The sequence below is a fragment of the Alkaliphilus hydrothermalis genome, assembly GCF_016908555.1.
GTDB classification, from domain to species: domain Bacteria; phylum Bacillota; class Clostridia; order Peptostreptococcales; family Natronincolaceae; genus Alkaliphilus; species Alkaliphilus hydrothermalis.
The window spans coordinates 51,309-77,343 of record NZ_JAFBEE010000010.1; the positions used below are offsets into that span (position 1 = coordinate 51,309).

24 protein-coding genes are annotated in these 26,035 nt (G+C 37.0%); 16 read left to right on the plus strand and 8 right to left on the minus strand.

The features are described from left to right. Nucleotides 1-29 precede the first annotated feature (29 nt). The 5 genes from JOC73_RS08620 to clpX all read left to right on the plus strand — a co-directional run bounded on the left by JOC73_RS08620 (nucleotide 30) and on the right by clpX (nucleotide 6,042). A complete protein-coding gene (locus JOC73_RS08620) occupies nucleotides 30-1,232 on the plus strand; it encodes a cation:proton antiporter (RefSeq protein WP_204402112.1) in 1,203 nt (400 codons plus the stop codon). Nucleotides 1,233-1,425: 193 nt separating this feature from the next. After that, nucleotides 1,426-2,586 carry a cation:proton antiporter gene (locus JOC73_RS08625; RefSeq protein WP_204402114.1) on the plus strand — a complete coding sequence of 387 codons (1,161 nt, stop codon included), beginning with the start codon at nucleotides 1,426-1,428 and terminating at the stop codon, nucleotides 2,584-2,586. Nucleotides 2,587-2,859: 273 nt separating this feature from the next. Next, the gene (gene tig, locus JOC73_RS08630) at nucleotides 2,860-4,146 is read left to right on the plus strand and encodes a trigger factor (protein WP_204402116.1); all 1,287 of its coding nucleotides are present in this window, start codon (nucleotides 2,860-2,862) and stop codon (nucleotides 4,144-4,146) included. Between the two features lie 27 nt (nucleotides 4,147-4,173). Then, nucleotides 4,174-4,758 carry an ATP-dependent Clp endopeptidase proteolytic subunit ClpP gene (gene clpP / locus JOC73_RS08635; RefSeq protein ID WP_204402118.1) on the plus strand — a complete coding sequence of 195 codons (585 nt, stop codon included), beginning with the start codon at nucleotides 4,174-4,176 and terminating at the stop codon, nucleotides 4,756-4,758. Nucleotides 4,759-4,779: 21 nt separating this feature from the next. Further along, a complete protein-coding gene (gene clpX / locus JOC73_RS08640) occupies nucleotides 4,780-6,042 on the plus strand; it encodes an ATP-dependent Clp protease ATP-binding subunit ClpX (RefSeq protein WP_204402120.1) in 1,263 nt (420 codons plus the stop codon). 70 nt (nucleotides 6,043-6,112) lie between these two features. Here clpX and JOC73_RS08645 read toward each other — a convergent pair whose 3' ends face one another. Next, a complete protein-coding gene (locus tag JOC73_RS08645) occupies nucleotides 6,113-6,640 on the minus strand; it encodes a chromate transporter (protein ID WP_204402122.1) in 528 nt (175 codons plus the stop codon). Then, on the minus strand, nucleotides 6,624-7,175 hold the full coding sequence (locus JOC73_RS08650; protein ID WP_204402124.1) for a chromate transporter: 552 nt from the start codon (nucleotides 7,173-7,175) through the stop codon (nucleotides 6,624-6,626). The genes JOC73_RS08645 and JOC73_RS08650 overlap by 17 nt, the downstream gene beginning before the upstream one ends. A gap of 183 nt (nucleotides 7,176-7,358) precedes the next feature. On the opposite strand from JOC73_RS08650, the gene lonB reads away from it, so the two are divergent. The 3 genes from lonB to yihA all read left to right on the plus strand — a co-directional run bounded on the left by lonB (nucleotide 7,359) and on the right by yihA (nucleotide 12,317). Further along, complete coding sequence (lonB, locus tag JOC73_RS08655) at nucleotides 7,359-9,050, plus strand: ATP-dependent protease LonB (protein WP_204402126.1); 1,692 nt, start codon at nucleotides 7,359-7,361, stop codon at nucleotides 9,048-9,050. A 290-nt stretch (nucleotides 9,051-9,340) separates the two neighbouring features. Beyond that, nucleotides 9,341-11,704 carry an endopeptidase La gene (gene lon / locus JOC73_RS08660; protein WP_204402128.1) on the plus strand — a complete coding sequence of 788 codons (2,364 nt, stop codon included), beginning with the start codon at nucleotides 9,341-9,343 and terminating at the stop codon, nucleotides 11,702-11,704. After that, complete coding sequence (gene yihA / locus JOC73_RS08665) at nucleotides 11,694-12,317, plus strand: ribosome biogenesis GTP-binding protein YihA/YsxC (protein WP_204402131.1); 624 nt, start codon at nucleotides 11,694-11,696, stop codon at nucleotides 12,315-12,317. Before lon ends, yihA begins: the two co-directional genes overlap by 11 nt. Before the next feature lie 93 nt (nucleotides 12,318-12,410). On the opposite strand, the gene JOC73_RS08670 is transcribed toward yihA, so the two are convergent. Continuing rightward, nucleotides 12,411-13,313, minus strand: coding sequence for a DMT family transporter (locus tag JOC73_RS08670; protein WP_204402135.1), 903 nt, complete (start codon nucleotides 13,311-13,313; stop codon nucleotides 12,411-12,413). Nucleotides 13,314-13,475: 162 nt separating this feature from the next. Continuing rightward, nucleotides 13,476-13,634 carry a rubredoxin gene (gene rd / locus JOC73_RS08675; RefSeq protein ID WP_204402137.1) on the minus strand — a complete coding sequence of 53 codons (159 nt, stop codon included), beginning with the start codon at nucleotides 13,632-13,634 and terminating at the stop codon, nucleotides 13,476-13,478. A gap of 173 nt (nucleotides 13,635-13,807) precedes the next feature. Here rd and JOC73_RS08680 point away from each other — a divergent pair, with 173 nt between their 5' ends. Next, complete coding sequence (locus JOC73_RS08680; protein WP_204402140.1) at nucleotides 13,808-14,161, plus strand: hypothetical protein; 354 nt, start codon at nucleotides 13,808-13,810, stop codon at nucleotides 14,159-14,161. Between the two features lie 67 nt (nucleotides 14,162-14,228). Continuing rightward, on the plus strand, nucleotides 14,229-14,930 hold the full coding sequence (locus tag JOC73_RS08685) for a YczE/YyaS/YitT family protein (protein WP_204402142.1): 702 nt from the start codon (nucleotides 14,229-14,231) through the stop codon (nucleotides 14,928-14,930). A gap of 88 nt (nucleotides 14,931-15,018) precedes the next feature. Here JOC73_RS08685 and JOC73_RS08690 read toward each other — a convergent pair whose 3' ends face one another. Beyond that, nucleotides 15,019-15,447, minus strand: a complete 429-nt coding sequence (locus JOC73_RS08690) for an aspartate carbamoyltransferase regulatory subunit (protein WP_204402144.1) — start codon at nucleotides 15,445-15,447, stop codon at nucleotides 15,019-15,021. Continuing rightward, nucleotides 15,448-16,374, minus strand: coding sequence for an aspartate carbamoyltransferase (gene pyrB / locus JOC73_RS08695; protein ID WP_204402146.1), 927 nt, complete (start codon nucleotides 16,372-16,374; stop codon nucleotides 15,448-15,450). 367 nt (nucleotides 16,375-16,741) lie between these two features. On the opposite strand from pyrB, the gene JOC73_RS08700 reads away from it, so the two are divergent. Beyond that, nucleotides 16,742-18,256, plus strand: a complete 1,515-nt coding sequence (locus tag JOC73_RS08700) for an ADP-ribosylglycohydrolase family protein (RefSeq protein WP_207755083.1) — start codon at nucleotides 16,742-16,744, stop codon at nucleotides 18,254-18,256. A 123-nt stretch (nucleotides 18,257-18,379) separates the two neighbouring features. On the opposite strand, the gene JOC73_RS08705 is transcribed toward JOC73_RS08700, so the two are convergent. Next, nucleotides 18,380-19,579: an MFS transporter gene (locus JOC73_RS08705; RefSeq protein WP_204402150.1), complete on the minus strand. Its 1,200-nt coding sequence runs from the start codon at nucleotides 19,577-19,579 to the stop codon at nucleotides 18,380-18,382. Nucleotides 19,580-19,846: 267 nt separating this feature from the next. Here JOC73_RS08705 and JOC73_RS08710 point away from each other — a divergent pair, with 267 nt between their 5' ends. From JOC73_RS08710 to JOC73_RS08730, 5 genes are all read left to right on the plus strand, one after another. Next, nucleotides 19,847-20,737: a GGDEF domain-containing protein gene (locus JOC73_RS08710; RefSeq protein ID WP_204402152.1), complete on the plus strand. Its 891-nt coding sequence runs from the start codon at nucleotides 19,847-19,849 to the stop codon at nucleotides 20,735-20,737. Nucleotides 20,738-20,920: 183 nt separating this feature from the next. After that, the gene (gene cls / locus JOC73_RS08715) at nucleotides 20,921-22,426 is read left to right on the plus strand and encodes a cardiolipin synthase (protein ID WP_204402154.1); all 1,506 of its coding nucleotides are present in this window, start codon (nucleotides 20,921-20,923) and stop codon (nucleotides 22,424-22,426) included. A gap of 62 nt (nucleotides 22,427-22,488) precedes the next feature. Further along, nucleotides 22,489-23,484, plus strand: coding sequence for an acyl-CoA dehydratase activase-related protein (locus JOC73_RS08720; protein WP_204402156.1), 996 nt, complete (start codon nucleotides 22,489-22,491; stop codon nucleotides 23,482-23,484). Further along, nucleotides 23,456-24,565 carry a CoA protein activase gene (locus JOC73_RS08725; RefSeq protein WP_204402158.1) on the plus strand — a complete coding sequence of 370 codons (1,110 nt, stop codon included), beginning with the start codon at nucleotides 23,456-23,458 and terminating at the stop codon, nucleotides 24,563-24,565. Before JOC73_RS08720 ends, JOC73_RS08725 begins: the two co-directional genes overlap by 29 nt. Beyond that, on the plus strand, nucleotides 24,540-25,523 hold the full coding sequence (locus JOC73_RS08730; protein WP_204402160.1) for an acyl-CoA dehydratase activase: 984 nt from the start codon (nucleotides 24,540-24,542) through the stop codon (nucleotides 25,521-25,523). The genes JOC73_RS08725 and JOC73_RS08730 overlap by 26 nt, the downstream gene beginning before the upstream one ends. Before the next feature lie 99 nt (nucleotides 25,524-25,622). On the opposite strand, the gene JOC73_RS08735 is transcribed toward JOC73_RS08730, so the two are convergent. Continuing rightward, nucleotides 25,623-25,808 carry a DUF1858 domain-containing protein gene (locus JOC73_RS08735; protein WP_204402162.1) on the minus strand — a complete coding sequence of 62 codons (186 nt, stop codon included), beginning with the start codon at nucleotides 25,806-25,808 and terminating at the stop codon, nucleotides 25,623-25,625. Between the last annotated feature and the right edge of the window lie 227 nt (nucleotides 25,809-26,035).

A 26,035-nucleotide genomic window follows, 5' to 3' on the forward strand; every position in this document is an offset into this window, starting at 1 on the left:
TTGAATAACAACTAGGAGGCGTATCGAAATTGGATTTACTTGTAAAAATTAGTATCGTGTTGTTAATGGGGATCTTAGGAGGAAGAATAGCAAAGGTTCTTCACCTTCCTAGTGTCACGGGGTACTTACTGGGGGGATTACTAATTGGTCCATCCTTTGCCAATGTAGTTACTGATCATGATATTCATAATTTTGAAATTATTAATGAAATAGCCTTAGCGGCTATAGCCTTTAGTATTGGCAGTGAGTTCCATATTAAAGATTTAGCAAAGGTCGGGAGTAAAATATTTATAGTCACGCTAGTTCAGGCATTTGCAACAATTATTGCTGTGTTTTCAGTAAGTTATTTCATGTTGAATCAGTCCTTCGAACTTAGTATTTTGTTAGGAGCTATTGCTGCTGCTACTGCACCAGCCGCTACGACAATGGTGATTAAACAATATAAGGCCAATGGACCCCTTACCCGTACTATTTTACCAGTAGTTGCTATTGATGATGCAGTTTGTGTTATGGCCTTCGGATTAGCTATGGCGGTTGTCAAGATGACAGCAGGAAGCGCAGCTGATGTATCTTTACTATCAATGTTAGCACATCCTGTTATTGAAATAATTGGTTCTCTTGCAGTGGGCTTTATCATAGGGGTATTGCTTGTGTTCCTTGGAAACAAGGCAAGCAACCAAGAGGAGCTTATTGGTATGGTACTGGCATTAATCATCGCAGGTGGTGGGTTAGCCCATACCTTCCACCTTTCTCCAATCCTGTTATGTATGATGATTGGAGCGACGATTACAAACTTAATGAGAAATCCAAGAAGAGCTTTTGATGGATTAAGCAGTTTTACTCCACCAATTTATCTGTTTTTTTTCACCTTAGCTGGGGCAGGACTTCATCTTAATGTATTAGGTAAATTAGGGTACTTAGGTGTAGGATATATAGTAGCTAGAGCAATTGGTAAAATTGCTGGTTCTGCTATAGGTGCTAAAGCTGTTGGATATCCAGATACGATTGTTAAGTATTTAGGCTTAGGGTTATTACCTCAAGCTGGGGTTGCAATAGGATTAGCTATGGTGGCTAAACAACAATTACCAGAAATGGGTGGCATGCTAAGCACTGTTGTATTAGGTGGAGTATTTGTGTATGAAATTATCGGACCTGTTTGCGCAAAGATTGCAATTCAAAAAGCCGGCGAAATGAATACTGATACGATTGATCCAGAACCTAATTATATATAAAGTATATTATTTCAAAAAACTTATTAAAAAATTCCTAGATAGATCATATTTCTAGGAATTTTTCTCTTTTATTATCCGTAAATAGAATATAAGGAAGATATCATTATAGACTATTATATACAGGATGTTTAAAGGGGGCAGGTACAATGAAATACCTTAAGGGGGTAGCCCTATCAATATGGGGTGAGGACCAGTGAATATCGAATTGATAGCAGCAATCATCTTATTGGTGGGGCTAGTGGGGGGGAAACTAGCCAGCAAAGCACGTCTACCTTCAGTGACGGGGTATATTATTGTCGGGTTACTCATGGGTCCATCCTTCGCTAATGTCATAACTAAAGAGATGGTGTATTCGCTACAATTTGTAAACCATTTAGCATTAGGAATGTTGGCAATTGCCATAGGGGCGGAACTCCATAGAAAAGTATTCAAAAAAAATGGCAGAATTCTTTTTTTAGTATCCTTAGGGGATAATTTGGGTACATTTATTATGGTGGCACTAATAACCTTTATTTTAGGGCTTCCTCTAGCGTTTTCTTTGGTGTTGGGAGTATTGTCCATGACAGTTTCTCCTTCAGGGGTCCTATCGATTATTAAGGAATATCGTGGAAAAGGGCCTTTTGTCAGGAGCATTATGACATTAGTAGCCATCGAAAATCTAAATTGTATCATTGTTTTTGGGATTACCACTGCAATACTACAGGGGGTAACAAGCTCAGACCTACAAGGTGGCGCCTTGATATTGAACATGTTAATAGAGTTGGGTTTAGCTCTGATGATTGGGATTTTATCGGGGGGGTTTTTAGCCTTTTTAATTTGGCGAAAAACTAACGAAAATAAATTTATGGTAATGGTAATTGGTTTTATTTTCCTTAACTCGGGTATAGGAGAAATATATGGACTATCAGCAATCCTTATCAATATGACCACAGGTGCCTTAGTGACTAATCTGGTGGAGGAAAACAATATCTTATCAAATGCCCTTGAAAAAATAGAGCTTCCCATATTTGTATTCTTCTTAACTTTAGCAGGGGCAAAATTAGATTTAGCCATACTGCCTAAGATTGGATTGGTGGGGGTAGGGTATATTGTAGGTCGATTGGGGGGCAAGTTAGCTGGTAGTTATATATCTGCTAAGCTAACTAATATTGGCAAGAGATACAGAAGAAATTTGGGGATTGCTTTGACTCCTCAAGCAGGAATTGTTATTGGCTTGAGTATCGAAGCTGAGCAGAGACTTCCGCAATTCAACGGACTAATTACAGGGATTGTGTTGAGTGGGGTGGTTTTTTTTGAGATTGTAGGGCCTATATTGTTGAAGCAAGCCCTAAAGAATACCGGTGAAATTGATTAGAATGGTATTCAAATGACGATACTGGAAAAATAAGCTGATTAAAAGGCACCAATATGTTGACAATAATAGTGAAATTAGATAGTATTAATATGATAAGCCATTCATTATGTTTGCTTGACATCCACTGAAGCATATGGATGTTTTTTAATATATACACTGGGAATTACATTACATAAATATAATATGAACAAATGAGCTTATTCAAAATATGATAACTAGTTTACAGTTAAACAAGAAACTAATAAATGGTAAACAAAATAGAGGAGGATACAAATGAATTCAGAAATCATGAAGCAAGAAGACAATAAAATTACCCTTAAGCTAGTTGTGGGGGTTGAGCAGTTTGAAAATGCCGTTAACAAAGCCTACAACAAAATGAAGGGAAGATTCAATATCCCTGGCTTTAGAAAAGGTAAAGCTCCAAAAAAAATTATTGAGGCTCAATATGGAAAAGAAATCTTCTTTGAAGAAGCAATCAACATCTGCTTACCAGAAGTCTATGAAGCAGCTTTAGAGAAGCACAATATCGATCCAGTAGACCGTCCACAAATCGATATAGAAGAAATTAAAAAAGGTGAAGACGTTGTATTTACAGCAGTGGTAGAAGTAATGCCTGAATTTGAGGTGGAGAACTATAAAGGTATAGAAGTGGCGAAAAAAGAGTATAATGTACAAGAAGAGGATATTCAAAAAGAGCTTCAAATGATGCAGGAAAAGAATGCAAGAATGATTGCTATCGAAGATCGACCAGTAAAAGATCAAGATATGGTAATCATTGACTACAAAGGTTCAGTTGACGATGTGGCCTTTGAAGGTGGTACTGCAGAAAAACAATCTCTAGTAATTGGATCTGCTCAATTCATCCCAGGATTTGAAGAGCAATTAATTGGTGCTAATATTGGTGACGACGTAAAGGTAAACGTAACATTCCCAGAAGAATATCATGCTGAACATTTAGCTGGTAAGGATGCTATTTTTGAAGTTAAAATTCATGAAATCAAAGAAAAGGAATTACCAGTTCTTGATGATGAATTTGCCAAGGATTATTCTGATTTTGATACACTTGAAGAATTACAGGGTGATATCAAGAAGAGACTAGAAGAGCAAGCCCAAAAAAGAGCTGAAGAAGAACTTCAAAATACAATAATTGAAGACATTGTTGACTCTGTGAATATTGACATTCCTAACCCAGTTGTTGAAAGACAGATTGATGGTATGTTAAGAGACTTCTCTTATCAATTAAGCTATCAAGGGTTAAATTTAGATTACTACTATCAAATGACTGGTACAGATGAAAACGCCCTTAGAGATCAAATGAGGGAAGATGCAAAGTCTAGAGTTAAAACACAACTTGTTTTAGAAAAAATCAGTCAACAAGAAAAAATTGAGGCTACTGAAGAAGAAGTTCAAGAAGAAGTAGTAAAATTGGCAAAACAATACAAACAAGAAGTAGAAGACTTTAAATCAAACTTAAGACCAGAAGACTTAAACTATTTCAAAGACAATATTGTTGTAAGAAAGACGATTAACTTCTTAGTAGAAAATGCCAAGATATCTTAAAAAATTTAGATTTGGGAGGAGATAATTATGGCATTGGTGCCTGTTGTCGTGGAACAAACCAATAGAGGTGAAAGATCATACGACATTTACTCAAGATTATTAAAGGAAAGAATCATCTTCTTAAATGATGAAATTAATGATGTTACTGCCAGTTTAGTTGTTGCTCAGTTAATTTTCTTAGAAGCTGAAGATCCAGATAAGGATATTCAAATCTACATAAACAGCCCTGGGGGCTCAATAACAGCAGGAATGGCAATCTATGACACCATGAATTATATTAAGCCAGATGTATCAACCCTTTGTATTGGTATGGCTGCCAGTATGGGAGCATTCCTATTAGCAGCGGGCAAAAAAGGCAAGCGTTATGCTCTACCAAATGCAGAAGTTATGATTCATCAGCCTCTAGGTGGAACTAGAGGTCAAGCAGAGGATATTAGAATCCATGCTGAAAGAATTCTAAAAATGAGGGATACTTTAAATAAGATTTTGGCTGAAAGAACAGGCCAACCTTTAGAAAGGATTCAAAGAGATACTGATCGCGATAACTTTATGGAAGCAGAACAAGCGAAGGAATATGGTATCATCGATGAAGTAATTACCTTCAGAAAATAAGCCGATGAAAGAGGTGTGAAAATGTCTAGATTCGAGGATAAAAAGCAGCTTAAATGCTCCTTCTGCGGTAAATCTCAAGATCAAGTTAGAAGATTAATTGCTGGACCCAATGTGTATATTTGTGATGAGTGTATCGAGCTTTGCCAAGAAATTATTCAGGAAGAGTTTGATGAAAATGTTGAAATTGATCTAACAAATTTACCGAAACCCAAAGAAATAAGAGACATTTTGGGCCAATATGTCATTGGACAGGAAGATGCTAAGAAGGCTTTAGCAGTAGCTGTATATAACCACTATAAAAGAATCAATGCAGATATCAAAAGTGATGATGTAGAACTTCAAAAAAGTAATATTATTATGATGGGACCTACTGGTTCTGGTAAGACATTATTGGCACAAACTTTAGCGAAGATCTTAAATGTTCCTTTTGCTATTGCAGATGCTACTTCCTTAACAGAAGCGGGTTATGTTGGTGAGGATGTTGAAAATATTCTATTAAAGCTTATTCAAGCGGCTGACTATGACATAGAAAAAGCTGAAAAAGGCATTATCTATATAGATGAAGTAGATAAGATTGCAAGAAAATCTGAGAACCCATCCATCACAAGAGATGTAAGTGGCGAAGGTGTTCAACAGGCTTTACTTAAAATTTTAGAAGGAACAGTAGCCAGTGTTCCTCCACAGGGTGGAAGAAAGCATCCCCACCAAGAATTCATTCAAATCGATACCACTAATGTTTTATTCATTTGTGGTGGAGCATTTGATGGTATTGAAAAAATCATTCAAAAGCGAACTGGAAAAACTTCAATGGGCTTTGGTGCAGACGTTAAGAGTAAAGAGATTAAGGATTTGGGTACTCTGTTAAAGAATATCCAACCAGAAGATTTACTTAAGTTTGGCCTAATCCCAGAGTTTGTTGGTAGATTACCAGTTATGGTGACACTGGATCAATTAGACGAAGAAGCTTTAGTACAAATCTTATCAGAGCCTAAAAATGCCCTTGTTAAGCAATACACGAAGCTATTTGAAATTGATGGTGTAAAAATAGAATTTGAAGAAGATGCCCTTCGATTAATCGCTCAAAAAGCAATTGAAAGAAAAACTGGTGCCAGAGGTTTAAGGGGAATTACTGAAAGTCTAATGATGGATATCATGTATGAAATACCTTCCGATGAAACCATCGAAAAGGTAATCATTACAAAGGATACTGTTGAAAACAAATCAAGGCCTACAGTAATCAATAAAAAGAAAAGTAAAAAGAAGAACGAAGAAACAGCTTCTTAAATATAATAAAAACTCAGCCGATTGGCTGAGTTTTTATTTTTAAAGTTAATATTTAATTAATATCATATCTCTAAATGGAATAAAGCAAAATCCCCATCACTCCAGAAGATAAAATTACAGCAATTGGATGGATTTTAGTTTTAGATAGAATAACCAAAACAGTCAAGCCAATGATCAAGCTCTTAATATCTACAATAGAAGCTTTAAATAGAGATACACAGGCAGCACCGATCAAACCAATTACACCAGGTCGGATTCCTGAAAAAATCCCCTTAACAATGAGAGAATCATAGTATTTAATGATTACACGGGCCAATCCAGTTACTAGGAAAAAGGAAGTAAAACACACCCCCACAGTGGCAGCAATGGCGCCCCCTACCCCTAAGTACTTAAAGCCTACAAAAGTAGCAGAATTGATGGCAATAGGTCCTGGAGACATCTGTGAGATAGCAATAATATCGATAAATTCACTTTGAGTTAGCCATTGATTGATATAAACAATCTCCTCTTCGATTAAAGGGAGCATTGCATACCCACCACCAAAACTAAAGGAGCCTATTTTTAAGAAGGTTATAAAAAGTTTAAACAGCTCTGTCATTCTGTTTATCCCCCTTTACATGAACTAGTCCAGCGATGGCACAGCCAATGATCGTCAAGATTGGATGAATCTTAAAGATTGCAATAGCCATGAAGGCACCCGCCATGATTATGTAATTAAACGTCTTTCGATCAATAGCCTTACCTAGCTTTACTGCTGACATGAAGATTAGTGCTACAATAGCCGGTCTTACCCCTTGGAAAAACCTTTGAATAGCTTGAATATCTTTAATACGATTATAAAATAAAGCCAGTACTAAAATCACTAGAAAAGAAGGTAAGACAGTTCCCAATAATGCAAAAATAGCACCTAATATTCCAAAGAGCTTGTAGCCAACGAAAATGGTGGTATTAACAGCGATTGCACCAGGAAGACTTTGGGCCACTGCAATGATATCAAGAAATTCTTCATTTTCAATAAACCCTGCATTATCAACAATTTCTTTTTGAATAATGGGAACCATCGCATATCCTCCTCCAAAGGTGAAGGCGCCGACTCTAAAGAAAATCCAAAAAAGTTGTAAATACTTTTGCAAAAAAAATTCCCCCTCGTTTATAGTTGATTATCCTTAAGATGTTAATACTACAATATTATAACATAATATTTCGAAAATAAAAATATCCTATTGTTGTATTAGCAGGAAGGTTTTTTCCACAGGATAAAATGACTTCCTAAGTACATACTAAATATATAAACCCCACAAAGGAGGTAGTTAATTTTGCCTAACATTTTTTTTGTAATCCAGTTCTTCTTTGCTATTGTTATCGGGCTTTACTTTTTAAGTTTACTTAAGAGTCAGCAGGGTAGCAAAAGTGCTATTGAAAAAGAATCAAAAAAAGAAATGGATAAATTAAAGAAAATGAGGGAACGTTCATTGACAGTTCCTTTATCTGAATATACTAGGCCTTCTTCCTTTGAAGAAATTGTTGGTCAAGAGGAAGGTTTAAAGGCTTTAAGAGCAGCCTTATGTAGTCCAAATCCGCAGCATGTAATCATATACGGTACGCCGGGAGTTGGGAAGACAGCAGCCGCAAGGGTGATATTGGAGGAAGCGAAAAAAACCATCATTTCTCCTTTTAATAATGAGTCAAAATTTATTGAAATGGATGCCACCACCTTAAGATTTGATGATAGAGGGATTGCAGACCCCCTCATGGGCTCAGTCCACGATCCTATCTATCAGGGTGCAGGTCCTTTAGGACAATCAGGTATTCCTCAGCCGAAACCTGGGGCAGTAACAAAAGCCCATGGAGGGATATTGTTCTTAGATGAAATCGGAGAACTACATCCAGTACAAATGAATAAGCTCCTCAAGGTATTGGAGGACCGTAAAGTATTTTTAGAAAGTGCCTACTATAACTCAGAGGATTCCAATGTACCAAGTCATATTCATGAAATTTTTCAAAAGGGTTTGCCAGCAGATTTTAGACTAGTGGCGGCTACTACAAGAACAGCATCGGAAATTCCCTCTGCCCTCAGATCCCGTTGTATTGAAATCTATTTTAGACCCCTTTCCCAGGAGGAAATAGGGATTATAGCTGAGAATGCATGTAAGAAAAGTAAATTTGAAATTGAAGATAGGGCAATAGACGAAATTAAGAGGTATGCAAACAATGGGCGAGAGGCTGTTAATATAGTACAGATTTCAAGTGGATTAGTACAAACCCAAGATCGGAAAGTAATTACCCTAGCGGATGTTCAATGGGTAATAGAAAGTGGTCATTATCAACCAAGACCAGAGAAAAAGATAGAAAATCAGCCCTACGTGGGTTTCGTAAATGGATTAGGCGTATTTGGGCCTAATATTGGAATGATGATTGAAATAGAAGCATCTGCAATAAAAGTGCCTGAAAAAGGTAAGGGTAGAATTATTGTTACTGGAATTGTTGAGTCGGAAGAGACAAATTCCTCTGGGAGAACCTTAAAACGGAGGAGTACTGCATCAGATTCAGTAGACAATGTGCTTACGGTTGTTAGAAAGTTTTTAGATGTAGATCCTAGGGATTTTGATATTCATTTAAATTTTCCAGGAGGAATACCTATAGATGGGCCTTCTGCAGGAATTACTATGGTAACTGCAATTTACTCTGCCATCACAAATCAGTCTATAGACCACAGGGTAGCCATGACAGGAGAGATTTCCATTAGAGGAAAGGTAAAGCCTATTGGCGGTGTCGTTGCTAAAATAGAGGCTGCAAGAAAGGCTGGGTGCACAAAGGTTATCATTCCAAAGGATAACTATCAAGAGAGATTTAATGAATTAGGAATCAAGGTAGTTGCTGTGGAGCATATTCAAGAGGTGGTAAAAGAGGCAATTTATCGAAAAGAAGCTGAAGGTAATCAGACGGTAGTTTCAGAAAAAATCCCCTTTGTAGCTGCCTTAGGAAGTGACCAACCAACTATTAAATAAACTGAAACACCATCCCAGCAATCAGTCCCTCCGATATTTAGCTGTGATGGTGTTTTTATTGTATATATATGCTATTATATAATAATGGGCTTATCCTATAGCTTCGTAATGCTTTTTACTAATGACAGATGATATAACCGACAGAATTAGGGTACAATATTGAAAAAAGATTGATTAGTCGTTATAATAAGTACGAATACTAAATAAAGTTAATCAAACAAATAGCTTCTACGGAAACTGAGTATAGTTGCAATTTTAAATATAGATTTTAGGCAAAAGGAGTGAGACGATTGGAAGATAACAAGAAAATTCAGGAAGAAAATCAACAGACACGAAAACTTCCTATGATTCCCTTAAGGGGCTTAACAGTTTTTCCATATATGGTACTACATTTCGATGTTGGGAGAGAAAAGTCTGTAAATGCATTGGAAGAGGCGATGGTAAATGATCAATTAATCTTTTTATCAGCCCAAAAAGAGGCTGAGGTGAATGATCCATCCCCAGATGATTTCTATCAAGTAGGAACCATCTCTAAGATTAAACAAATGCTTAAATTACCAGGAGATACTATTAGAGTATTAATCGAAGGTATTAATAGGGCTAGAATAAAGGAAATTAAGCAGGAGGGCCCCTATTTATTGGTGGAGGTTGAGGAGGAAGCCAATCCTTCAGAGTTGGTGGGAGATAAAGATGTAGAAGCCCTTATGCGGAGTGTATTGGATGGCTTTGAACAATACATAGATCTTAGCAACAAGGTTTCAGGGGAAATTTTGATGACAGTATCGGAAATTGAGATGCCCGGCAGATTAGCCGATACCATCGGGGCAAATCTGACTTTAAAGCAAAATCAAAAGCAGGAGATTTTAGAAGCATTTGAGCCAAAGGAAAGATTAGAAACCTTATATAGAATTCTTTTAGAAGAAATTGAAATATTAGAGATTGAGGAAAAAATCAATAATAGAGTCAAAAAACAAATTAATAAAGTACAAAAAGAATACTATCTTCGTGAACAACTAAAGGCCATCCAAAAGGAGCTTGGGGAAGACGAAGGGGTAGTGGAGGAGGTAGACGAATTTAGGCAAAAACTTGCAAAACTAAAGCTACCTAAGGAAATAAATGAAAAGGTTGAGCGGGAATTAGATCGTTTGCTTAAGCTTTCACCAGCCTCCGCCGAAACAGGGGTGATTAGAAACTATGTAGATTGGATTGTGAGTCTTCCTTGGAATAAAGAGACTAAGGACAAGCTTGACATCAAAGAATCGGCTGCAATACTAGATGAAGATCACTATGGACTGGAAAAGGTAAAGGATCGTATTCTAGAATATCTTGCCATTAGACAGTTATCAAAGACCATGAAGGGACCGATTCTGTGTCTAGTAGGACCTCCGGGGGTAGGTAAAACATCTATTGCTAAATCCATTGCTAGAGCTTTAAATAGGAAGTTTGTCAGAATGTCTTTGGGTGGAGTTAGGGATGAAGCAGAGATAAGAGGGCATAGAAGAACCTACGTGGGTGCTATTCCAGGGCGTATTATTTCATCCATTAGACAAGTAGGTACCAAAAATCCTGTGTTGCTATTGGATGAAATAGATAAATTGGCCAGCGACTTCAGGGGAGACCCAGCGTCAGCTTTACTGGAAGTATTAGATCCAGAGCAAAACTCTGATTTTACAGACCACTTTCTAGAAATTCCCTTTAATTTATCAAAGGTAATGTTTGTCACCACCGCCAACTCTTTAAGTACCATTCCAAGGCCTTTATTGGATCGTATGGAGGTTATCCAAATTGCTGGGTATACGGATGAAGAAAAGTTTAATATCGCTACAAGATATCTATTACCGAAGCAAATTAAAGCACATGGATTAAAGGATGAGAATTTAAGGATATCAGAAAATGCCTTAAGGGATATCATTAATCACTATACAAAAGAATCTGGGGTAAGAAATCTAGAAAGACAGATTGCAAATGTATGCCGTAAAGCTGCAAAACGGATGATTGAGGATAAGTTAAAGTTAGTTAGAATTAATCCAAGTAACTTAAAGCGATACCTAGGAAGACCCATCTATCGTTATGAGTTTGCCAATAAAAGGGATGAAATTGGAATTGTAAGAGGTTTAGCATGGACACCTGTAGGTGGAGATACCCTTTCTATAGAAGTAACACCTATGAAGGGTAGTGGAAAGCTAGTACTTACAGGTCAGTTAGGGGATGTAATGAAGGAATCAGCTAGGGCTGGTATTAGTTATATCCGATCTAGAGCAGAAAGCCTGAATATCGAGGATAATTTCCATACAAATAAAGATATTCATATCCATATACCCGAGGGGGCTATTCCGAAGGATGGACCGTCGGCTGGAACTGCAATGGCAACAGCTGTGATTTCTGCCCTTACAAATATTCCAGTATCTAAGGATGTAGCAATGACGGGTGAAATTACATTAAGGGGACGCGTACTACCTATTGGTGGTGTAAAAGAAAAGGTATTAGCCGCGAGAAGGGCTGGTATTACAAAGGTCCTATTACCAATGGAGAATGAAAAGGACATGGAGGATATCCCAGAGAGTGTGAAGAGAAAAATAGAATTTGTTTTCGTTGAGCATATGGATGAAGTCCTTGAACATGCTTTGAAGAGGGGAGAAACAAATGAAAATTAAAACTTCTGAAATCGTTATAAGTGCTGTAGGTCCAAAACAATATCCAGAGGATTTATTGCCTGAGATTGCAATGGTAGGTAGATCAAATGTAGGTAAATCCTCAACTATTAATACGTTATTAAACCGTAGAAAACTAGCTAGGGTAAGTCAAAATCCAGGCAAGACTAGAACAATAAATTTCTATATCATTAACAAAGAATTCTATTTAGTAGACCTTCCTGGCTATGGTTATGCAAAAGTATCCAAAACGGAACGGGCTTCATGGGGTAAGATTATGGAAACGTATTTATCCACTAGAACAAATCTTCAAGAGGTGGTTTTATTGGTGGACATTCGCCATGAACCAACCGAGGATGATAAGTTGATGTACGATTGGATTAAACACTATGGTTATGGAACAATTGTTGTTGCTACAAAATCTGATAAAATCTCCAGATCACAACAACAGAAACAGTTTAAAATTATTCGTGAAGCCCTGCAAATGAATCCAGAAGATAAGATTGTAGCTATTTCCTCCTTAAAAAAGGAAGGAATAGACAAGCTATGGGGGGCAATAGAAGATTTATTTACAGCAAGACATCTACCCATCACAATGGAAGAAGCTCCAAAGTAGTATTAAAGATTGGAAAAAGCCAGCACCCTTACGTAATGATTTACGTTGCGGTGGTTGGCTTTTTTGCCTTTCAACTAATGATCTATTTCAGTGCTACTGTTTATTGGGATTGTAGATGCTCTTTTGTTCACTTTTTGAAAAAACAGCTTTCCAATCAACCTCTGAAACAATCATACCCAATAAAATCAATACACTACCTACAATTCCTTGGGGTGGAAGTACTTCCTTTAATAGAATGTAAGCAAACATTGCTGAGAACACAGGCTCCCCAGTATAAATCAATGCTGTATGGGTGGGAGAGGTAAACTTTTGCATGGCATTTTGGATAATAAAGGCCCCCGATGTAGCAAAGATTGCCAATATTAATAAATTGAACCATACCGTCTTACCAGTGGGAAATATAGGGGTTTCAATGGCAAATGAGAAAATTAAGCTGAGAAAACCCACCACGGCAATCTGAATAATAGCCATAGCTATGGAATCCACCTTCACGGTATATTTACCTACTGTAATAATATGTAGGGCAAAAAGGAAGGCACATATCAAGGTATAAAAATCTCCTTTAGTTAAGGTTAAGGTGGAATTTAAGGTCAATAGCCCAAGTCCTACTATTGCAAAAGCAACACCAATGAGGGCTGCCCGATGGGGTTTTTGCTTTAAGAGTAATGCAGAGAAAATCGGAACAATAACAACAGAAAAGCCAGTAATAAAACCTGACTTGGAGGCGGTGGTATAGTTAAGGCCAACCGTCTGAAAAGCATATCCAGCAAAGAGAATAACACCGATTAAAAGACCATAACGAAGGGTATCTTTATCCATTGAAATTATGTTTTTATAAAAAATAATTGCAGATATTAAAGCTGCCAAGATAAAACGTACTGCTAAAAAATTATAGGTGGGGAGATAGGCTAAAGCATTTTTAGAAAGAACAAAGGAAGAACCCCAAATGATAGTGACCATTAGTAAAGCTAAGTCTGCTTTCAGTTGTTTAGTCATAAAAAAGCTCCTTTCAATAAAATATATGTCTACTTAGATTGTAAATGAAAATAGGAAAAAAAGGAAGTGAATAGCTTATGACTAATGGGATTAATTTAATAAATTCAAAAAAAAGAGTTCCGTTGGAACTCTTTTTTTGAAGAAGTTTAAGCTATATGTATTTTATTCAGTTGGCTCAAACATATCCTTACCAACGCCACAGATTGGACAAACCCAATCATCTGGAATATCTTCAAAAGCTGTACCTGGCTCGATACCGCTATCTGGATCTCCTAACTCTGGATCGTAAACATAACCACATGGTACGCATAAATATTTCATATTACATAACCCCTCTCGTCTTTTTTATTGTTTCAAAATCCGTCTTTATAGTTATATGAAGGATTTTGGTTGTTTATACAATGAAATTATACCCACTGAATAGTAATGTTAAACACTAATTTTAACTCACCCCCTTACTATTTTTGAATAAAATGAAACAAGGAGGGAGGATTATGTCGATTAAAGATATTTTTGATAAAATGAGTATTGGCAAAAAAAAGCAATACGATTGTATTAAAGTCTCCCTATTCGGTTTGGAGATTGTAGTCAAGAGAATTACCGATCCAGAAATCCCCCACGAAGTAACTGTAGTGACTCCACGGGCAGAGTTGAGGGAAAAATATGATGAAAACAATCGATTGATTGAGAAGGAGGTCATTCTTAATAGTATAACAGTGGTTCATGCACCTAGACATCCTTTAGCGGGCCCCCCTTCGCCACCACCAGAAATCCCTGCAAGGTCAGTTAATTTCATACCAAAAGATACGAAAGGTACAGATGACAAAAATTTTACTTTGAAAACATAGAATAAAGAGATATAATATTAAATGGAAAAAGTATTTCGGAAGCCTAAAAAATAATCAAGAAAGAAGGATGACTGTGAATCAACAACATAAAAATGATTGGTTAGTATTTGGAAAGAAGCTTCCCTCTTTATTCTTTGGATTAGCAGTTTATGCATTGGCGGTTTTGTTAATGAGGGATGCAGGGCTGGGTATGAATCCTTGGGGAGTTTTTCATATGGGGGTTAGTAATCATACTCCATTATCCTTAGGTCAAGTAACTCAGTTGACGGGTTTAGTAATTATTGGACTATCATTAGTTGTGAAGATGGTACCGGGCTTTGCTAGTATCTGCAACATGATTTTCATAGGAATGTTCGTTGATTTTATTGACTCCTTGGGAATTTTGAAAACACCAGAGACATTAATAGGCCAAATATTAATGTTGATGGCTGGAATTTTCTTAACTGGTTGGGCTTCCTTCTTTTATTTAAGACCACGGCTAGGGGCTGGGCCAAGGGATAGCTTGATGGAGGGTCTAGTAAGAAAGACAAACAAACCAGTTTGGATGATCCGTGGAATTATTGAAGTAAGTGCTTTGACTGTTGGATTTCTTTTAGGAGGGCCCGTAGGAGTTGGAACTTTAATCACAGCCACTACAATTGGCTTTTCTGTTCAATTTGCTTTTAAGATGGGTAGATATGATGCTAAAGGAAAGCATATTGATTTTCTTCAGCTTTATAAAGGTTTAAGGGGTGGAAGCGCTTCAAAGGAAACTGCCTATAGCAAGTAGTTGACAAGTAGATGAATAACACTAAGGGGGAAGACCTGAAGAAGGCTGTAATAGAATACGGGAGGGTATAAGCCCTCCCGTTATTATCTTATAGCTTATATTCAGTCAATTCTTCACAATAGCTACAACGATATTGGATTTTTCCGTTAGGTACTAAAGTAAATTCAGCCTCTGCATATTGGTCTACACTGGTGATACATCTAGGGTTCTTGCATTCAAAGAGGCCCTTTACCTTTTCTGGGATTTTTAACTCCATCTTTTTTTCGATTTTGTCGTTTACAATATAGTTTACTGTGATGTTTGGATCAATTAATCCTAGGACAGTTAAATCTATGTCTAGGTCGTCTTGAATTTTAATAATGTCTTTTTGTCCAGCCTGCTTGCTAGGCACATTCATTAGTAATACTGCTGGTGTTTTTAACTTATCTAAATTAAGCTTTTGGAAAATCTTTAATCCTTTTCCTGCTGTAATATGATCAATAACGATTCCTTTTTCAATACCTGCTACCTTTAACATTTACGCCACCCCCAATAATAATGCCATTAATGCCATTCTTACATAGACACCTAAAGTTGCTTGTTCAAAGTATCTTGCCCTTGGGTCATCGTCCACATCATAGCTAATTTCATTTACCCTTGGAAGGGGATGAAGCACTAACAGGTCTTCTTTTGCATTTTTTAGCTTAGATCTGTTTAGAATATAACTGTCTTTCAATTTAATATAGTCTTCTTCATTGAAGAATCTTTCTTTTTGAATTCTAGTCATATAAAGGATATCAATCTCTGGTAGATATTCCTCTAAGGATGTGGTTTCAACAATTTCAACTTGATATTTATTGATCAGTTCATCTCTTAGATGATATGGAATCTTTAGCTCAGGTGGAGAGATCAGAACAAAGCTGATATTTTCAAATCGACTTAAGGTCTTTAATAGGGAATGAACTGTTCTACCGAATAACAAGTCTCCGCAGAAGGCCACCTTTAAGTCCTTAATTTCTCCTCTGTAATTTTGAATCGTGATTAAATCTGTTAAAGTTTGGGTAGGGTGTTGATGTCCACCGTCACCGCCGTTGATGATGGGAACCGTTGAAAATTCAGAAGCAAGCTTTGGAGCTCCTTCTCTAGGATGTCTCATGACTAATACATCAGCATAATCATCCAGCACTCGAATAGTATCAGCAATACTTTCACCCTTTTTCACAGAGCTAGTATTGGCATCTGAGAAGCCAAGGATCGAACCACCCATTCTTAACATCGCAGACTCGAAGCTCAGTCTAGTCCGTGTACTTGGTTCGTAGAATAGGGTACCTAAAATTTTTCCTTTACAAAACTCACTATAGGCACCTGGATCTTGGTACATCTTTAATCCTAAATCAATGATTTGCTGTAGTTCCTCCAAAGTCATATCGTTGGGGTCTACTAAATGTCTTCCTTTTAACGTCATAATAAAACCTCCCTTTTGATTTGGTGGGAGTTATACTCCCTTTTTAGCCTCTCTGGACTAATTTAAAGGTAAATCTACAAATAAATAACCCCTTCGATCGGAGACCAAAGGGGTATAAAATGCACATAAAAGTAATGGTAAAAATAACTTTACCCTTACGCATTATATTTTCCCTTTTCAGCCTCTCTGGACCGATTTAAAAGGTGTATTTATCTTTATCAAAATATATCATGTATTCAATAGGATGTCAATACATTTACTTTCATAAAAATCTTCGGCAGGAAATAAAAAAGCATTGTAGAATACTAGCAGTATACAACAAAAACAAAAGTATACAATAAAATCAAATGAGGTGCATACCGTGTATATGATATCATTAGAAAACCTTTATAATTTTTTAATAGAGAATGCTGGAATGCCCAATTTCATGAGATACAATGAAATTATTAACCTAGTACCTTTACCTCAAATCGAGTATCGCAACAAGCTTCGGGGAGCTATGGTGAGTATTGCAATTGGTGATGCCTTTGGTAGCTACCTTGAGGTGGGACAACAAAGAGAAATCGAGTATATTAATGATTTTTTAAAGGGAGAAAAACGTTCAGTATCCCTAAGCATAACCGATGATACTGAGTTATCTATTCTATTGGCGGAGTCATTAATCATCAATCAAGGTTTCCAGCCTGAAGATTTAGCTAATCGCTTTATTAGATACACCATTACTGGCATGGGTAATACCATGAAGGAGTTTATTATTAATTACCATGATCGCAGAATTGAATGGTACAAAAGTGGCGTAGAGTCAGCGGGGAATTGTGCTGCCATAAGATGTGCTCCCATTGCCTTAATTAATTACGGAGATTTCCCTACTTTGAAGTTGATGGCGGGGATGCAGGCGGCCGTCACCCATATGGATCAAATGGCTATTGCCTCCAGCATACTTCATGCAACTGCTATAGCCTATTTAACGAATTTACCGGCCTTTTCAATTAAGGGAAAGAAAGATTTGTTTGCCCTGATTGATTTATGTGTAAAGAGCATTAAAGGAATAGAAACAATGGTCTACCGAAACAGAAAAAGCAATGAGATTACAAACCTTTATAGTCGGGTTATGAGGGATTTAAAAGTTGCCTTAGAACAGGATGTAAAACCACAGGAGCTTCAGGAATCGTGGGGGAGTGGTGCCTATGTATTGGAATCATTGCCATTGGCCCTATATATCTTTATGAGAAATCCCAATGACTACGAAAAAATATTGAAGGAGTGCCTATTGGTAAAGGATGCAGAGGCTACCTCTAGTCTCACCCTCACCCTTGCAGGGGCATATCTAGGATATAATCATATACCAAAGGGCTATATTAACAAAATTTACAATGTGGAGGAACTTCTAACCTTAGCCGATAGATTGTTTGAGCTGTCCTTAAAGAATAAAGCCAACAATCCCTATAGGAGAATGAGGGATACCATTAATGAAGAGAGAAATCAAGATGAAATCCATCAGCTTCTTTGGACAGGGATCAAATACAATAAAGATGAAGACTATGAAAATGCTGTAAAATACTTTGAAGAGTTAGTGCAAAAAAGCCCTGAAATAAAGAAGAATGAAAAAATTAAGCTGCATATTATTGAAGCCTATGAAGGTCTGGGGAGTAAGTGTCTGCAGCAGGAGGAATATGAAGAAGCCCTTAAAAGCTTTAAAAAGGCATTGTTTTATGATTTAAATCATCCAAACATATTATGTGATCTTGCAGTGACCTATTTAAACTTAGACGATTTAGAAAAGGCTGAAAAGTATGCGAGAAGGGCAGTGGAAATTGCCCCAGAATATCAGATCGGCAGAGAGGTATTGGAGGCTATTCGGAGCTTGAAGAAGAACCATTAGAGAATTCATCTATATAGAAAAGGCACAATAAACAGCAAAAAAAGGACAGCTATGGAAGTGATATGATCCCTCTAAAGTAGACACTGTAATTAATTTAATTGCAAATCTGCTTTGGAGGTTTTTTTATTTATTATGATGATTTGCCTTTTGAATAGTATCTTTTTTGATTAGAAGCCTAAAGAGAAGGGCCAAAGCAATGGTGTAGCCTCCATAGATCATCCAAGGTATGGGGGAATCAGTAATGGAATATGTCTCAATAATGCGGCCACTGACAAAGGTTCCTAAAGCACTTCCGATGCCTGTAGCAAAGTTAGCCAGGGCAAAATAGGCACCGATGTATTTAGGGTCAGCAAAAACTCCCGTCACGCTGTCTAAAGTAGGCATTGTAAACATTTCACCCGTAATGAAGACCATAGAGCATAACACTAAAAATGGAAAGGAGCTTGCAAAACCAATCAAAACCACACCAGTACCCAGCAATAAAATTCCTATAAATATGGATTTAATCTGGGGTGATTTCTCTAAAAAGGATCTTGAAATAGTTGATTGGGACAATATAACCATGACACTGGTGGCAGACCAGATAACTCCTAATAAGCCTGAATGATTTAAAATAGCATCCCCCCTTAATGGAAGAACAAATGCCAACTGGGTATGAAGGGACCAAATTAAAGTAGAGATTAAAATAAACAGCATGAAATGTCTATTTTTAAGGATTTCTACATAGCTACTGAGTTTGATGGCTGGGCAATCATGTTCTCCACAATCATTGGGGAGGAAGAATAAAGCAAAGAAAAATAATAGCCCATAAAGAATCCCACCATAGATAAAGTTCATATTAGATGATGATCCAAGAATAATTAGCCCAGCAATACTGATTCCCATATGGGAAGCCATATTCCTAAGGGAAAAGGCAGTGGTTAGTTTATCCTCAGAGGCAATATGGGAAATAGCTGCCTTAGTGGAGGGGATATAAATCCCTGTCCCCATACCATTTAGTGCAGAGAAGACTGCTAAAAAAATAAAGGAATTGGAAAAACCTAATCCCAATAATCCTATTGATTGCAAAAAATTACTGATTAGAATGCTATACTTGTTTCCAATTCTATCGGAAATCATCCCTGCTATTAAGCTCCCCAACTGCATAAAGAAGGCGAGAGCCCCAATGATCACACCAATTTCTGCAGACCCCATACCCTTTTCATTTTTTAATAGTATTGGGTAAATCGGTACAACCACATATGCCGCCACATGGACAAGCCATATGGAAAATAAGAAGTACCAGATTACTTTATCAAATTGAACCTTTGGAATCCCTAACATATGACAACCCCTTATGTAAAAAAGTCTAGTTAATTTAAGTTCTCCTTAATACTACTTATTTATTATGGAGAAGTTCCTTAAATGGTATACACGATTTAAAATTAAGATTTTTTAATAAGAAAAAAATGATAGGACAAATGAACTAAAAATAACAAGATGGATTGAAGGGTGGCATTAAAAAATGGGTCCAAGCATATTTATTATATAAGTTACACATATTCAAAATTGGATTGATTAAGCAAGTTAATCAATTAAAGGGGTGAGGCTATGGGCTTGAATGATCAAGGAAGTAAGGTGCTAAATCTGTTGCAGGGGAAACTCAAACCCCTTTTTCGTTTGATTAATAAAATAAGAAGCCTTGATGAGTTTGTGATTTATATTAATGGGGAAAAGGGAAAGTTTAAATCATTATTAAGGGATCTCGATAAAGAAATAGAAGAAGCTGAGTTGAGGAGAATGCTAAAATCTTCTCCTTACTTCGTTGAAAAAATCAAAGGAAATTTTACACTTATAATCGGATATGAAGCAGACAATACAAGTGAGTTATTTGACATAGAGGAGATAGATGGGATTTGTATTGAATTAGTTGAGATAATAATGGAAGAAGCGTTAGAACTTCATAATAAGATATTGGCAGAGAAAAACATGATTGAGCTAATGGAAAAAAGCCAACTGGATGGATTGACGGGTCTATATAACCGTTGTGCCTTTGACCAAATGTATCGAAAAATATATCAGGAGTCAAAGGAAGGTAACCGAGACTTTTCAGTGTTGATGGTGGACTTAGACAACTTTAAAAAAGTAAATGATTCCTATGGTCATCAGATGGGGGACAAAATCCTAAAACAGGTGGCACATAGGATTAAATCAAATGTCAGAAAAGATGATATAGTAGCCCGTTACGGTGGGGAAGAAATCATCATTATTCTAGTGGATATAGACGAAGGGGAAGCCATCATCATAGCCGAGAGAATACGGGACTCCATTGCCACCTTAAAGACGGAGGGGGTACAGGTAACAATTTCTATAGGCATCTCCAATCTTAAAAAAGATGAGACTAAGGATAGTGATATGTTAATTTATATTGCTGATCAAAGACTCTATGAGGCAAAGGAGCAGGGAAAGAATAAGGTGAGGGGGAAGAGGAGAGGTAAGTGAAACAGATCTGATTGGCAAGTGGTAGTAACGATTCAGTAAATGGCATCATAATGGAATTCTATTAGTCAACATAAAAGCACCCACAGAAATGTTAGGTGCTTTTTTCATGCCCATAATCATGCATACAATCAAACAAATAGGGCAATGATGATAAGAGGAAAATTTGGAATGGGAGGGGTATAGGTGGTTACATTTTTTACGGTATTGTTTTGGTTATTATTATTCTTGATTATTACATTTAACCTATTCGTTATCATCTCCCACGGAATGTTGATTGGCGTATATCCCTATGTCATGGTCGTTACCCTTGTATTTGGGGTACTGCTATTGGTAATCCGTTTTGTAAAATGGACTTTATTAATAAAAATCGCTACATTGTTGATGGCAGTAGTGTTTATTCTCAGTCTATATACCTTTTATCAAATATGGAGAAATACAAGGTTGTTGAATGGTTATATCAGCAAACGAAGTAGCTACATGAATGAAATTGAGCAGTTACTAAAGAATGAGGATGTAACTAGAGGAAGCTTTAGTAAACAGGAGGAGGGTATTATCAGCCTGATTGAGGCAAATACAGGTATTCCTGTCACTTACCATAACCAAGGGGAGTACTTAAATGGTGGTGGAGAAACAATAGATGCCATGATTGAAGCAATGGATAAAGCCCAACATCATATTCACGTAGAGTTTTTCATTATGAGGGATGATAGTATTGGCAATAAATTTAAAGATATATTGATAAAAAAAGCTCAAGAAGGAGTCTCAGTTAGGGTTATTTATGATGGTTTGGGAAGCAGAAAACTGAAGAAGAACTATGTAGGAGAATTAAAAAAAGAAGGGGTTGATGTGAGGGCATATGACGGTTATATTGATTCTCTGTTGAAGGGGAAGCTCAACCATCGAAATCATCGGAAAATCGTAGTGGTTGATGGGAAGGTGGGCTTTGTAGGAGGATTTAACATTGGAGATGAGTATCTAGGTAGGGATGAAAACATAGGTTATTGGAAGGATCTCCAAGTTCAGTTGGAGGGTGATGTGGTTCATTCTATGCAGATGGTATTTCTTGGGGATTGGTATTATGTCACTGATGAAAAGATACTGGAGGAAGAATACTTTCCTAGTAATCATGGAATTACCAACTACATGCCAGCCCAGATGGTTACCAGTGGATTTGACACCTATTGGAGTGAAATCAGTCAATTTTATTTTGCGATGATTACATCGGCAGAAGATCGGGTTTATATAGGTACCCCCTATCTGGTATTGAATGATAGTATGCTAAAGGCCCTACAGGTGGCGGCACTAAAGGGCGTGGATGTCAGGTTAATTATTCCCAAAAAACCCGACCTTTTTATAGTGGGGTGGGCAAATGAATCCTATTTTGAAAAACTATTAAAATCCAAAGTAAAGATCTATCAATATGACAGAGGATTTCTACACGCTAAAGTATTTCTGGTGGATGATCGAATTGTTTCAGTAGGCACAGCAAACTTCAATACCAGAAGTCTTTTCCTAGATTACGAGGTAAATGCAGTGATTTATGATAAGGGTATGGCTGGGAAATTACTTGAAGAGTTTCAACTCTATGAAAGGGAAAGTCAGCAGGTTACCTATGAGGATGAAATGAAAAAAGGGTTACTTAATAAAGTCAAGGGAATGTTAGGGAAAATTATTATTCCTTTAGCTTGAAAATAGGTATATTTTTACATAAAATCGACCATACTGTTTAGATGTTGAAGGGAGGAATTTTGATGACAGTAAAAATAGGCATACCTAGAGGGCTGTGGTTCTACGATTATTTCCCTCTATGGAAAACCTTTTATGAAGAATTGGGGGCAGAGGTAGTTCTTTCAAACCCCACCAACAAAAATCTGTTGGATCAAGGGGTTAAGAATACAGTAGACGAAGCCTGTCTACCAGTTAAAATTTTCAATGGTCATGTGATTGATTTAAAGGATCGGGTAGATTATATTTTTGTACCAAAGATGATGAGTGTATATGAAAAAGAATACATTTGTCCTAAATTCTGCGGATTACCAGAAATGGTACGACATTCCGTTGCCAATTTACCCCCTTTAATAGATACAGAAATAAATTTCAATCGTTCTAGAAAACACATTTGGAAAACAGTCTATGAGTTTGGGAGCTACGTCACTAAAAATCCATTCAAAATCTATAGGGCATATCAACAGGCTCTTTTAGCCTATCAAGATTATAAAGATAAAATAAGCCAAGGGATGCTACCTATTGATGGATTTATAACGCCTGAGGGAAAGCAATTGAAGCCTAAGGTAAAACCCAACAAAAAAATAGCTTTATTGGGTCATACCTATCATTTGTATGACAGTACAGGCTCTATGAATATTATAAAAAAACTCCAGGACTATGGGGTGGAAATCCTCATTCCAGAAATGATCAATCTAAAGGTAATTAATGAAAAGGCTTCAACATTGGAGAAAAAGATGTTTTGGAGCTATGGTAGAAAAGTATTGGGAACTGCCCTATACCTAAAGGAAAACAAGGAAATAGATGGTGCAATTTATGTATCTGCATTTGGTTGTGGAATCGACTCGGTAGTGGAGGATCTTTTCGAACGTTGGACAAGAAAAGAAGGGGATATCCCTTTTCTGCTAATCACTGTTGACGAGCATACGGGCGAGGCAGGGGTAAATACCAGACTTGAAGCATTTATAGATATGATAGATTGGAGGAATAGAGATGAAGGTAACCTTCCCGCACATGGGTAATCAGTTTATAGCCACAAAGGTATTGTTGGATGAATTAGATGTTGATACCGTACTGCCACCAGAATGTAGTAAGGATACCTTGGAAATCGGTACGAAATATTCACCGGAATCCATTTGTCTCCCTCTAAAGATTAACATAGGAAACTACATAGAGAGTATACGACAGGGGGCAGATACGATTCTCATCTCTGGTAGCTGTGGACCTTGTCGATTTGGTTACTACTCTATTTTGCAAAAAGAAATTTTGCAGGAACTGGGTCATGATTTGGATTTTATTTTGCTAGACCCACCCCAAGGGGATTATAAAAAATTCTTTAGTAGGGTTTGCAAATTAGCCAATACAAAGAATCCAATAAAAATTATCAGCGCCTTGGCAAAGGGAACAAGAATACTGTATCAAGTAGATGCGTTAGATGAGATAGCCTATTATAAGCGACCTAGACAAAGAAAGATTGGTGAGGTGGATTTCTACCTAGACAAATTCCACAAGGAGGTACGAGGTGTTAAGGGTTTTCAAGCCGTATCAGAGCTGATTGCGGAGACAAGACAAAGTCTCTTGAATATAGAGGAGGACCCTACGAAAGAGGTCATCAAGGTTGGTATCGTAGGTGAGATCTATACCATTATCGAACCCTTTGTAAATCTCAACGTAGAAAGAAAGCTTGGGGAAATGGGGGTACAACTGGATAAATCCCTAAAGGTAAGCCGTTGGTTGACGGAGCATTTATACCTTCATCCCCTAGGACTCAGTATGGAAAAAGAGATTGTGAAGGAAGCAAAGCCCTATATGAAGACCATGATTGGTGGACATGCTAGAGAAACCATTGGATACTCTGTAAAATACGCTAAAGAAGGCTATGATGGCATCATCCAAATTTATCCCTTTACCTGTATGCCAGAAATAGTGGCCCAAAGTATTTTACCAACGATTGAAAAGGATTTTGATATTCCATATTTATGTTTTATCGTAGATGAATTGACAGGGGATGCTGGCTATACAACGCGACTGGAGGCCTTTGTAGATCTATTAAGAAGAAGAAGGGAGATGAAGCAAAATGAAAAGCTGTTATCTGGGTATTGATGTTGGTTCTGTCAGTACAAATGTCGTACTGATGGATGAAAATAAACAAATTTTAGGGAAGGTCTATACAAAGACCCAAGGAAGACCTATTGATGCAGTAAAGAGGGGTCTAAAGGAGATTCAGACCCAAATAAAAGAAGACATCAAGGTAAAAGGAGTAGGAACTACCGGAAGTGGAAGACACTTGGCTGCCATGATGGTGGGGGCAGATGTTATCAAAAATGAAATCACAGCCCATGGAATCGCAGCATTAAATTTTGTCGATGGGGTACGTACCATTTTTGAGATTGGTGGACAGGATTCCAAAATCATTCTCTTGAAAAATGGAATCATCAGTGATTTTGCCATGAATACAGTATGTGCAGCAGGGACGGGCTCCTTCCTAGATCGACAAGCATCCCGTTTGGATATACCGATTCAAGAATTTGGTGATAAAGCCTTAAATTCTCAAAACCCTGTTAGAATAGCTGGTAGATGTGCAGTATTTGCTGAATCCGATATGATTCATAAGCAACAGTTGGGACATAATCAAGAGGATATCATCAAGGGGTTATGTGATGCCCTAGTGAGGAATTTCCTGAACAACTTAGGGAAAGGAAAAGAACTGGTAGGGCCTTTTGTTTTTCAGGGGGGAGTTGCTGCCAATGTAGGGATCAAGAGATCCTTCGAGGAAGCCCTAGGTTGTGAAGTATTAGTGCCACCCCATCATGATGTAATGGGGGCAATAGGATGTTGTCTATTAGCCCAAGAACATGCTATAAAACATAGGGTGACAGCCTTTAAAGGTTTTGACATTGTTCAATCAGGCTATCAAGTAAAGGGCTTTGAATGTGAAGATTGCTCAAATGCCTGCGAGGTAATAGAAATCCTAAAGGATAACCAATTGACTGCCCGTTGGGGAGATAAATGTGGTAAATGGAGTAATGATATAAAGACTGATCAAGAAAAACTAGCATAAAGAAATGAATGGAAAAAGCAAGGAGATCAGTTGTCAGCTCCTTGCTTTTTAGGTGTTTAAGTTTAAGTATATTTTGTCTTTTGAGGATTTGAAGATAGACTAAGCGTTTAGTTTTGCTAAAATTGATTCAACATCAATTCCGTGAACCATTGCCGCTTGTTCTAATGTTTCCATCTGAGAAGATGGGCATCCAAGGCATCCCATTCCAAAGGACATTAGGATTGGAGCTGCATCAGCCTTTACCTTTAAGATTTCGCTGATTAAAGTATCTTTAGTAATTTTCATTTTAAAACCTCCTAGTGATTTAATTTTTATATCTAATGAATAAGTTTGTAAGGAATTACTATATGTAAAGTATATATTAAAGATAAATACTTCCCCATAACTTATATCACAGATACAGGTGATGTATATCACAAAACCATTTTAATATAGTTAGATAGAAAGATGAAATTAAAAAAATCAATACTAATATAAATTGCAATAAAAATTAGTAATAATAGTGAGTTTAT